Genomic DNA, 10,862 nt, shown 5'->3' on the forward strand with positions numbered 1-10,862 from the left:
GAGATGGTGATGCCGGGCGACAACATCGCCATGGAAGTGCACCTGATCGTGCCGATCGCGATGGAAGAGAAGCTGCGCTTCGCCATCCGTGAAGGCGGCCGTACCGTCGGCGCCGGCGTGGTGGCGGCGATCATCGAGTAACGATCATCGCTCACGCGAGATCGGGGCCGCGAGCGCGCTGGGTCGTGCTCGCGGCATTTTTTTTGGCGCTGCCGGCCGCGGGGCAGGAAGCGTGCCCGGACCGCCCGCCATGCAAAGGCTGCGGCTGCAAGGGCGGCACCGGCTATCGGTCCCCGGACGGGCACTGTGTCGGGTTCAAGGAGCTGAACAAAGTCTGTGGCACGCCGCCGAACCGCTGCGTGTTCGAGAATGCACCGGGCACCGGCTCCAATCGGGAGTGTGCGCTGGCGCCCCGACCGAAACCGACGTCGGGACCTGCGTCAGGCGCCGCGCCTGTGGAACCTGCCGAATAGACCAAAGCCTAATCGCGCATCCCACTTGCCAGCAGGCCCCCGCCTATGCTTCAACCGCCCCGTTCGGCGGCGACGTCGACGTAGGAGTGTAGCTCAATTGGTAGAGCACCGGTCTCCAAAACCGGGGGTCGCAGGTTCGAGCCCTGCCACTCCTGCCAGCCGAGCATAGCCGGCCTGGCAGCCCGAAATCTCCCCCGAAAATCATACGATCAGCGGCCGCGCTTCGTCTGCCATCCGTTGTAGCGGCGGCAGGAAGCGGTCGATCATTTCGCCGGTGGTGATGCGGTCGACATGGGCGCCGATATTGGCGGCGGCAACGATGCTGCCGTCGTAGCGGCGGATCGGCACAGCGATAGAACGGAAGCCGGGCTCGGCTTCGCGGTCGACCAGCGAATAGCCGCGGGTGCGGTCGGCGATGATGGTCGCCACCACGGTCGGCTTGTCCACGACGGTTTCGGGCGTCTGAGCCACCAGGTTCATCGCCTCGACCGTTGCCGTCAGTGCGGCGTTATCGAGCCGTCCCAGTAGGACCCGGCCGACCGAGGTGCAGAACAGCGGCAGTCGGTAGCCGAGATCTATTCCCGCCGAGAAAACCCGCGCCGGGCTGGCGCGGGCGACGAACACCGCGTCGTCGCCGTCGAGAATCGCCAGCGAGCAGACTTCCTTGGCGACGGCCGAGACTTCGTCCATTAGCGGCTGCAGCACCGCGCTGATCTGGTTCGAGGCCAGATAAGCCGAGGCTAGGCCGAGCACCCGCGGGGTGAGGGCGAACAGCCGGTCGTCGCTCGTCGCATAGCCGGCGCTGCGCAGTGTCGTCAGCACCCGGCGCACCGTGGCGCGGGGCAGGGCACAGGCCTTGGCGAGATCGCTCCGCGTCAGCGGCGGGCGTTCGGCGCCGAACGCTTCGATCACCCGCAACCCGCGCGCCAGGCTTTCGATGATCTCCGGCGCGTCGCTCGCGTCGGTCTCCGGACGTTTCATCTTCGGCATATCAGACTGCACGCTCTCGGTTGGGGTGCTGCACCACCTACCTCCATCCTGTTATGGCGTTCGCCTATCGAACACAAGTTCGGCTTTGCGCGTGGTCTCGAATGGTTGCGGTGCAAGGTCACTGAGCATCACACGCCGAGAATTTCAGCTTGCTCAAGTTGCACATCAGAGGCAATCTTATCCCTATCGAACAATTGTTCGTCTACCGAACGTACGAGCGCGGGAAATCTGCGACAAGGGCGCGCTGGCTTTTAGAAAGCCTTTGCGGCACCCAGCCTTGTCGCCTTCAATCAAAAGGCAGCGCGTCGCGAGCTGCCCGGAGGAGGCCAACGCCATGATGAGCCAGGAACAGAACGATCTGATCACCCGGGTCGGACCCGCCACGCCTTGTGGCAAACTGATGCGCGCCTATTGGCAGCCGGCGGCGCTGGTCGCCGAGCTGGAAGGCGAGCGCCCGATTCGCCCGGTGCGTCTGCTCGGCGAAGACTTCGTGCTGTTCAAGGACGAGCAGGGCCGCTACGGCCTGATCGATCGTGACTGCCCGCATCGCGGCGCCGATCTCGCGTTCGGCCGGCTCGAAGGCGGGGGGCTGCGCTGCGCCTTCCACGGCTGGCTGTTCGACGTCGAGGGCAAGTGCCTCGAGACTCCGGCCGAACCGGCCGGCTCGCCGCTATGCGCCAACATCAAGCAACGCTCTTTTCCGGTGGTGGAAAAAGGCGGCATCCTGTGGGCTTATCTCGGCGCCGGTGAGCCGCCAGCGTTTCCCGAGATTGACTGCTTCACCGCGCCCGATACGCACGTGTTCGCCTTCAAGGGCCTGTTCGAGTGCAACTGGCTGCAGGCGCTGGAAGTCGGCATCGATCCGGCGCACGCCTCGTTCCTGCATCGCTTCTTCGAGGACGAGGACACCTCGAAGTCCTATGGCAAGCAATTCCGCGGCGCGTCGGCCGGCAGCGAAATGCCGATGACCCAGGTGCTGCGTGAATACGATCGCCCGATCATCAATGTCGAGCACACCGAATACGGCCTGCGGCTGATCGCGCTGCGCCAGATCGACGACGAGCGCACCCATGTGCGCGTCACCAATCAGCTGTTCCCGCACGGCTTCGTCATCCCGATGAGCACAGAGATGACGATCACGCAGTGGCACGTCCCGGTCGACGACGAGAACTGCTACTGGTACGCCATTTTCACCAGCTACACCCAGCCGGTCGACAAGGTGAAGATGCGCGAACAGCGCCTCGAACTCTACGAACTGCCGAACTACACCTCGCGCAAGAACAAGCGTAACGACTACGGCTTCGATCCGCACGAGCAGGCGACGTCGACCTACACGGGCATGGGCGCCGACATCAACGTCCACGACCAGTGGGCGGTGGAGTCGATGGGCAAGATTCAGGATCGCACCCGCGAGCATCTCGGCCAGAGCGACAAGGCGATCATCCAGTATCGCCGGCTGCTGCGGCAGGAGATCGCCAAGGCCGAAGCCGGCCAGCGTCCGCTGCTGGCGCTCGACGAAGCCAGCGCGCGCGGCATTCAGGGCCCGGCGACGATGGACGGCATCGGCCCGAGCCGCGGCTGGGAGACCTATTGGATGGAAGTCGACGTCAAGCGTCGTCGCGGTGCCCCCTGGGCCGCGCGGGTGCCGGCCGAGATCGCCGCCAAGGTCCCGCATCTGACGGCCGCCGAATGAACGTGCATCAGCGCACCGCCATGGGCGACAGCTTAGCGGCCAAACACGGACTGTGGTCCGAAGAGCAGATCGACGCGGCGGCGCGGATGCGCCGCGTCGCGGAAGAGCAGGGGCTCGAGACCATCCGGTTCTCGTTCCCCGATCAGCACGGCATCCTGCGCGGCAAGACGCTGGTCGCGTCCGAGGCGCTGAACAGCCTCGACAACGGCGCCACCATCACCACCACGATGCTGGCGAAGGACACCTCGCACAAGACGGTGTTCCCGGTGTTTCAAGCCGGCGGCGGCTTCGGCATGTCGGAGATGCAAGGCGGCGCCGACGTCGTCATGCTGCCCGACCCGACAACGTTCCGCGTGCTGCCGTGGGCGCCGACCACCGGCTGGGTGCTGTGCGATCTGTATTTCGCCGATGGCCGTCCGGTGCAGTTCGCCACCCGCAACATCTATCGTTCGGCGCTGCAGAAGCTGGCCGATCGCGGCTACGATTTTAAAGCGGGGCTCGAAGTCGAGTTTCACGTCTTCAAGGTCGAAGACAGCAAGATGCGGCCGGAGCACGCCGGCCAGCCGGGTGAACCGCCGACCGTCAGCCTGCTGTCGCACGGCTATCAGTATCTCACCGAGCAGCGTTACGATCAGATGGAGCCGGTGCTCGAACTGATCCGCCGTGACGTCGTCGCGCTAGGCCTGCCGCTGCGCTCGATCGAGGTCGAGTTCGGCCCGAGCCAGTGTGAGTTCACCTTCCAGCCGACGGTCGGCCTGCTGCCGGCCGACCTGATGGTGCTGTTCCGTGCCGCGGTGAAGCAGATCTGTCGGCGGCACGGTTATCACGCCACCTTCATGTGCCGGCCGCGCATCCCCAACGTGGTCTCGTCGGGGTGGCATCTGCATCAGTCGGTGGTGGCGCGCGACGGCGGCCGCAACGCGTTCATGTCGGACAGCGACGTGCTGTCGGATTTCGGCAAGCACTACCTTGCCGGACTAATGACGCACGCTCGCGCCGCGACCGTGTTCACCACGCCGACCATCAACGGCTACAAGCGCTATCGTTCCTACTCGCTGGCGCCGGATCGTGCGATCTGGGGCCGCGACAATCGCGGCGTGATGCTGCGGGTGCTCGGCGGGGCAGGCGACAAGGCGACGCGGATCGAGAACCGCGTCGGCGAGCCGGCCGCCAATCCGTATCTCTACATGGCGTCGCAGATCCTGTCGGGGCTCGACGGCGTCGACCGCAAGCTGGATCCGGGCCCGTCTGCCGACACGCCGTACGAGACCAAGGCGGACCTGCTGCCGAAGTCGCTGCGCGAGGCGATCTTCGCGCTGCGCGACGATCCGTTCTTCCGCACCGCGCTCGGCGGCGAATTCGTCGACTACTACACCTTCATCAAGAACGCCGAGATCGAGCGCTTCCAGGCCGAAGTGACGGAATGGGAACAGCGCGAATATTTCGAAATGTTCTGAGCATCAACCAAACGCAAATAGCTGGATCAGGCAGAGGAGAGCGAGACGGATGGTGAATAAGTTTGGGTGGCTGTGCGCAGCCGCGGCGATTTCGTTCAGTGTCGGCGCCGCGCAGGCCGACACCATCAAGGTCGGCGTGATCGGTACGATGTCCGGGCCGTACGCGCTGTTCGGCAAAAACTACAAGATGGGCATCGACGCCTGGGTTGCCGAGAACGGCAATAAGGTCGGCGGCCATACCGTCGAGTTCGTCTATCGTGACGAAGTCTCACCGAACCCGGCGCAGTCCAAGGCGCTGGCGCAGGAGCTGATCGTCAAGGAGAAGGTGCAGTACCTCGCCGGCCTGTACTTCACGCCGAACGCGATGGCGGTGGCGCCGCTGCTGCAGGAAGCCAAGGTGCCGATGGTGGTGCTGAACGCCGCCACCTCGTCGATCACCGAGAAGAGCCCCTACATCGTCCGCACCTCGTTCACGATGTTCCAGAACACGGTGCCTGCCGCCAAGGTCGCCAAGCAGAAGGGCGCCACCAAGGTCGCGATCGCGGTCAGCGATTACGGCCCGGGCATCGACGCCGAGACCGCGTTCAAGAAGACCTTCGAAGCCGAAGGCGGCAAGGTCGTCGAGGCGATCCGCATGCCGCTGTCGACCACCGACTTCGGCCCGATCATGCAGCGCATCAAGGACTCCGGCGCCGACATGATCTTCACCTTCCTGCCGGCCGGCCCGCCGACGTTGGGCTTCGTCAAGGCCTATATCGACAACGGCCTGAAGGCTGCAAACGTGAAGCTGATGTCGACCGGTGACGTCGTCACCGAGCCCGACCTGCCGAACATTGGCGAATCCGGTCTCGGTATCCTCTCGACCTATCACTACGCGGTGTCGCACGACTCGCCGGAGAACAAGGCGTTCCTGGCGCAGTTGCAAAAAGATGGCGGCAAGCTCGACGAAGTCACCATGACGTCGGTCGCCGCCTATGACGGCGCGCGCCTGATCTACAAGATGATCGAAGCCACCGGCGGCAAGCAGGATCCGGACCAGGCGATCGCGGCGGTGAAGGGCATGCAGTGGACCAGCCCGCGCGGCCCGGTGTCGATCGATCCAGAGACCCGCCACATCACACAGAACGTCTATCTGCGCGAAGTCGAGAAGGCCGACGGCAAGCTGATCAACAAGGAGATCGAGACCTTCAAGGCGCAGCCCGATTGGGGCCTCGTTAAGCAGTAAGCCGAAACTTTGAGCCCTCCGCGCCTGCATCGTGACTTGGCGCGGAGGGCTCATGTCGACTAGGAAAGCCGCGCCAAGCAGAGTCGAAGGAGTGGGGTTGTGAAGGCTGGATTGAATCGCACGGGATCAGCGGCGTCCGCGAGGGCGGCAAACTGATGCGGACGATTCTCGGCATCCTGCCGGACGCACTGGCCTACGGCATGGTGCTGTTCACGATCTCGATCGGCCTGTCGATCATGATGGGCCTGATGCGGGTGGTGAACCTCGCGCACGGCGCCTTCGCGATGATCGGCGGCTATCTCGCCTCGTTCGCCCTGACGTCGCTCGGCGTGTCTTATCCGATTGCGATCCTGATCGCAGTGATCGGCGCGGTCATCATCTCAGTGCCGTTCGAATTCCTGCTGTATCGCCGGATCTATCGCCGCTCCGACGAGCTGACGCAGATCCTGCTGACGATCGGCATCACCTTCTTCATCGTCGGTATTGCCAACTACATCTTCGGCCCGACCTCGAAGCCGATCCCGCTTCCTGAAATGCTGAAGGGGCCGTTCGATCTCGGCTTCCGCATGATCCCCGCGCACCGGCTGTTCGTGATCGGCTGCGGCGTGGTCACCGCGGTGGCGCTGTGGCTGCTGATCGAGAAGACCGAGTTCGGTGTGCGGCTGCGCGCGGCGGTCGACAATGGCGACATGGCCGAGGCGCTCGGCATACGTACCCAGATCGTCTACTCGGTCACCTTCGCGCTGGCGGTCGGGCTCGCGGCGTTCGGCGGCGTGGTCGGCGCCGAGCTGTTGCCGGTCGAGCCGTTCTACGCGCTGCGCTACATGGTGACGTTCCTGGTGGTGGTCTCGGTCGGCGGCGCCGGTTCGGTGACCGGCGCGATGGCGGCGTCGCTGCTGCTCGGCCTTGCCGACACCACCGGCAAATATCTGGCGCCGGAGTTCGGCGAGTTCTTCTTCTATGTCGCGGTGATCGTGATCGTTTACGTGTTTCCCCACGGCTTGTTCGGAAAGGCGCACTGAGATGGCGACCTTGTCCGTCACAACCGCGCCGCCGGCCTGGGCCGGGCTCCGCAACGACCTGATCGCCGCCGCGGTGATCGCCGGGCTCGGCGCGATCGGCTCTTGCGTTTATCCCGACGATCTCGCCTTCCTGATCCGGGTGATCGGCCTCGCGTTCCTGGTGATCTCGCTCGATCTCGTCACCGGCTTCTGCGGCGTCGCCACGCTCGGCCACGCGGCGCTGTTCGGCGTCGCCGCCTATGCGGCCGGCAATGCGGCGCTCGCCGGCATCACCGATCCGATCCTGATGCTGCTGATCGGCGCGCTCGCCGGCACCGCGACCGGGCTGATGTCCGGCCTGTTGGTGACGCGCTTCCGCGGCCTGCCGCAGCTGGTGCTGTCGATCGCGTTCGGCCAGCTCGTGGCGGCGCTTGCCAACAAGCTGTCGTCGATCACGGGCGGCAGCGACGGACTCGCCGGGATCTCGCCGGGGCCGGTATTCGGCATCTTCAGCTTCGATATGTTCGGCCGCACCGGCTACATCTTCTCGGTGGCGGTGCTGCTGATCACCATGGTGGTGCTGCTGCGGTTCGCGCGCTCGCCGTTCGCGCTGATGTGTCGCGCCATCAAGGATGACACGCTGCGCACCCGGATGATCGGCGTTTCGGTCTATCCGCGGTTGGTGGTGATGTATTGCGTCGCCGGCGCGGTCGCCGGAATCGGCGGCGGACTGACGGCAATCAACACCGGCGTGGTCGGGCTCGACGGCGTCAGCTTCGAGCGTTCCGCCGAAGCGCTGATCATGCTGATCCTCGGCGGCGCCGGCAATCTGTGGGGCGCGCTGATCGGCGCGATTCTGTTCGAGCTGTTCCACCACTACGTCTCCGCCGCCAGCCCCTTCCATTGGATGATCCTGATCGGCGTGCTGCTGATCGTCGTAGTGCTGTTCTTCCCCAAAGGCCTGGTCAACGAGGTGACGCGGCGGATCGGCGACTTCCGGCAGGCGAGGGCGGCGCGATGACCACCTTGCTCGAAGTCCAGCGCCTGTCGAAGTCGTTCGGCGGCCTGCGCGTCACCGACGATGTTTCGTTCACGCTCTCCAGCGGCGACCGCGTCGCGCTGATCGGCCCGAACGGCGCCGGCAAGACCACGCTGGTCAATCAGCTCTCCGGCGATCTGCCGCCGTCCGACGGCCGCATCCTGCTCGCCGGCGAGGACGTCACCGGCGCCACGATCGCGCAACGCGTCGAGCGTGGCCTAGTCCGCACCTTCCAGGTCACGCGGCTGTTCACCAGCCTGACCGTCGCCGAAAATGTGGCGCTCGCCGTGATGCAGCGCCGCGGCCTGACCAAGCGGATGTTCTCCTCGGTCATCAACAAGTCCGATATCCGCGACGAATGGCAGGGGGTCCTCAACCTGCTCGGCATCGGTCATCTGGCGGCGACGCCGGTGACCAAGCTGGCTTACGGCCAGCAGCGGCTGCTCGATCTCGCCATCGGCCTGGCGATGAAGCCGCGGGTGCTGGTGCTCGACGAGCCGGCGGCCGGCGTGCCGCACGACGAGTCGCCGCGCATTCTCGAGGCGATCGGCCGGATGTCGCCGGAGATCGCCATCCTGATGATCGAGCATGATATGGACCTGGTGTTCAAATTCGCCAAGCGCGTGTTGGTGCTGGCGAACGGCGCGTTGATCTTCGAAGGCACGCCCGCCGAGGTGAAGGAAAACGACGCCGTCCGTGCGGCCTATCTGGGAAGCTATGCCGATGCCCGCCGCGCGTCTTGAGGTTGAGCGTCTCGCCGCCGGCTACGGCTCGGTCAGCATCCTCAGCGACATCAGCTTCGCCGTTCCGGCGGGCGGCCGGCTCACTGTGCTCGGCCGTAACGGCGTCGGCAAGACCACGCTGCTGGCGACGCTGATGGGCCTGACCACCCACAAGGGCGGGGCGGTCCGGATCGGCGAGCGCGACGTCACCGGGCTGAAGACCTTCGCCCGCGCCGCCGCCGGCCTCGGTTATGTGCCGCAGACCCGTGACGTGTTCCGCTCGCTGACGGTCGAGGAGAATCTGTCCACCGGCCTGAAGGGGCGGCCGCGGTCCGATCTGGAGTCCGTGTACGCGATGTTCCCGCGGCTGGCGGAGCGGCGCAACCATGGCGGCATGCAACTGTCCGGCGGCGAGCAGCAGATGCTGTCGCTGGCCCGCACGCTCCTCGGCAAGCCGCAGGTGCTGCTGCTGGACGAGCCGCTCGAAGGCCTCGCGCCGGTGATCTGCGATTCCCTGATGGAGACGATTCTCCGGCTGGCGCAGTCCGGCGAGATGACGGTGGTGCTGATCGAACAGCAGATCGAACGCGCGCTCGATTTCGCCGACGACGTGCTGGTGGTCGAGCGCGGCCGCATCGTCTGGCAGGGGCAGGGTGCGCAACTCCGCGGCGATCGCGGGCTCGTCGACTCTCTGCTCGGGGTCGGGATCGGCTGATGTGCTCGGTCGAAAGGCCGCAGCGCGGTTGAAGCGCCGGGTGACCTAGATCCGGCGCCGGACGAGGGATGTTGGGCAAGCTGCTGGTCGGAAAAGGATAATCCGGCGCGGCGAGAACCTGGGTGAAGTTGCCGTGGCGGCGTCTGACGTCGCCCTCAACTTGACGTTCGCGTCAACTCGCCATAAAAGGCGTCACTCGCTGCCGGCCCGTTTTGCGGATTTCCGGCGCGGCTTGATTTCCCGAAAACAGAGCCCGGTTGGCGGCTCATCCTGCGGCAAGGGGTTCCTTGGCAAGGGTTGGGCGCAACAGGGCTGTCTGGTTTTCGCAAACCCCGACAATTCGACTGACGATCTGGATCACACGATGGCTTTCAGCCCGTTCAAATTCCTGCAGGAAGTGCGGAGCGAAACCGCCAAGGTGACCTGGCCGTCGCGCCGCGAAGTCACCATCACCACCATCATGGTGTTTATCATGGTGGCGCTCGCGTCGATTTTCTTCTTCTTCGCCGATCAGCTGATCAGGATCCTGATCACTTTCATCCTCGGCGTCTAACGGTAGGCCTTCGACCATGAGCATGCGCTGGTACATCGTCCACGCCTATTCGAACTTCGAGAAGAAGGTCGCCGAGTCGATCAAGGAGCAGGCCAAGCAGCGCGGCGTCGAGGACCTGTTCGAACAGGTGCTGGTGCCGACCGAGAAGGTCACCGAGGTGCGCCGCGGCCGCAAGGTCGACGCCGAGCGCAAGTTCTTCCCGGGCTACGTGCTGGTGAAGATGAACCTCACCGACGAAGCCTTTCACCTGATCAAGAACACCCCGAAGGTCACCGGCTTCCTCGGCGCCGAGAACAAGCCGATGCCGATCTCGGAGTCCGAGGCGATGCGCATCCTGCACCAGGTGCAGGAAGGCGTGGAGCGCCCGAAAGCGTCGGTGTCGTTCGAGATCGGCGAAAACGTCCGCGTCGCCGACGGCCCGTTCGCGTCGTTCTCCGGCGTTGTCGAGGAAATCGACGAGGCGCGTTCGCGCGTCAAGGTCGCGGTGTCGATCTTCGGCCGTGCGACTCCGGTCGAGCTGGAATTCGGTCAGGTCGAGAAGGTCTGATCGTTCGAAGGCGTTGCCGGGGCTAGCCCCGGCAGTGGCTGTCATTGCCGGGCTTGACCCGGCAATCCATCTTCTTCGCAAGACTTACGCGAAGAGGATGGATGCCCGGATCAAGTCCGGGCATGACGGGAGTGAGCTGGGCGTGCGCCTTGCTCTGAACTGACGTGGGAGGCTTCGGACGATCGCCAGTCGTCCGCTCGAGCCCCACCACGAGCCCTGAAACCGCCGGTTCGCCGGCAACAGGAGAGTTGGTATGGCAAAGAAAGTGACCGGATACCTGAAGTTGCAGGTGCCGGCCGGAGCGGCGAACCCGTCGCCTCCGATCGGTCCCGCGCTTGGTCAGCGCGGCCTCAACATCATGGAGTTCTGCAAGGCGTTCAACGCGCAGACCCAGAAGGAAGAGAAGAACACGCCGATTCCGGTGGTGATCACGATCTACGCCGATCG

Annotated in this window: 10 protein-coding genes, 1 tRNA gene and 2 pseudogenes; 12 read left to right on the forward strand and 1 reads right to left on the reverse strand. The window is 65.0% G+C overall.

Translation table 11 applies throughout. The features are described from left to right. Together tuf and ACOJTD_RS23105 are read left to right on the forward strand one after the other, a co-directional pair. Positions 1-141, forward strand: a pseudogene (gene tuf, locus ACOJTD_RS23100) (elongation factor Tu); the annotation flags it as partial. A 414-nt stretch (positions 142-555) separates the two neighbouring features. Further along, positions 556-631, forward strand: a tRNA-Trp gene (locus tag ACOJTD_RS23105). A 43-nt stretch (positions 632-674) separates the two neighbouring features. Here ACOJTD_RS23105 and ACOJTD_RS23110 read toward each other — a convergent pair. Continuing rightward, a complete protein-coding gene (locus ACOJTD_RS23110; RefSeq protein WP_420135187.1) occupies positions 675-1,463 on the reverse strand; it encodes an IclR family transcriptional regulator domain-containing protein in 789 nt (262 codons plus the stop codon). Positions 1,464-1,797: 334 nt separating this feature from the next. Between ACOJTD_RS23110 and ACOJTD_RS23115 the strand changes: the two genes are divergently transcribed. From ACOJTD_RS23115 to ACOJTD_RS23160, 10 genes and pseudogenes are all read left to right on the forward strand, one after another. After that, complete coding sequence (locus ACOJTD_RS23115; protein WP_420135188.1) at positions 1,798-3,156, forward strand: Rieske 2Fe-2S domain-containing protein; 1,359 nt, start codon at positions 1,798-1,800, stop codon at positions 3,154-3,156. Next, positions 3,153-4,613: a glutamine synthetase family protein gene (locus ACOJTD_RS23120; RefSeq protein WP_420135189.1), complete on the forward strand. Its 1,461-nt coding sequence runs from the start codon at positions 3,153-3,155 to the stop codon at positions 4,611-4,613. Before ACOJTD_RS23115 ends, ACOJTD_RS23120 begins: the two co-directional genes overlap by 4 nt. Before the next feature lie 49 nt (positions 4,614-4,662). Then, a complete protein-coding gene (locus ACOJTD_RS23125) occupies positions 4,663-5,838 on the forward strand; it encodes an ABC transporter substrate-binding protein (protein WP_420135190.1) in 1,176 nt (391 codons plus the stop codon). A 155-nt stretch (positions 5,839-5,993) separates the two neighbouring features. Further along, positions 5,994-6,860 carry a branched-chain amino acid ABC transporter permease gene (locus tag ACOJTD_RS23130; protein WP_420135191.1) on the forward strand — a complete coding sequence of 289 codons (867 nt, stop codon included), beginning with the start codon at positions 5,994-5,996 and terminating at the stop codon, positions 6,858-6,860. 1 nt (position 6,861) lies between these two features. Beyond that, a complete protein-coding gene (locus ACOJTD_RS23135) occupies positions 6,862-7,860 on the forward strand; it encodes a branched-chain amino acid ABC transporter permease (protein ID WP_420135192.1) in 999 nt (332 codons plus the stop codon). Continuing rightward, entirely contained in the window at positions 7,857-8,621 is a 765-nt protein-coding gene (locus tag ACOJTD_RS23140) for an ABC transporter ATP-binding protein (protein ID WP_420135193.1), read from the forward strand. Before ACOJTD_RS23135 ends, ACOJTD_RS23140 begins: the two co-directional genes overlap by 4 nt. Then, on the forward strand, positions 8,602-9,315 hold the full coding sequence (locus ACOJTD_RS23145) for an ABC transporter ATP-binding protein (RefSeq protein ID WP_420135194.1): 714 nt from the start codon (positions 8,602-8,604) through the stop codon (positions 9,313-9,315). The genes ACOJTD_RS23140 and ACOJTD_RS23145 overlap by 20 nt, the downstream gene beginning before the upstream one ends. A gap of 364 nt (positions 9,316-9,679) precedes the next feature. Further along, complete coding sequence (gene secE / locus ACOJTD_RS23150; RefSeq protein WP_420135195.1) at positions 9,680-9,868, forward strand: preprotein translocase subunit SecE; 189 nt, start codon at positions 9,680-9,682, stop codon at positions 9,866-9,868. Between the two features lie 16 nt (positions 9,869-9,884). Continuing rightward, positions 9,885-10,415, forward strand: coding sequence for a transcription termination/antitermination protein NusG (nusG, locus tag ACOJTD_RS23155; protein WP_119857401.1), 531 nt, complete (start codon positions 9,885-9,887; stop codon positions 10,413-10,415). 253 nt (positions 10,416-10,668) lie between these two features. Next, positions 10,669-10,862 (forward strand): annotated as a pseudogene (locus ACOJTD_RS23160) (50S ribosomal protein L11); the annotation flags it as partial.

Source organism: Rhodopseudomonas sp. (assembly GCF_048594845.1).
Classification (GTDB): Bacteria; Pseudomonadota; Alphaproteobacteria; order Rhizobiales; family Xanthobacteraceae; genus Rhodopseudomonas.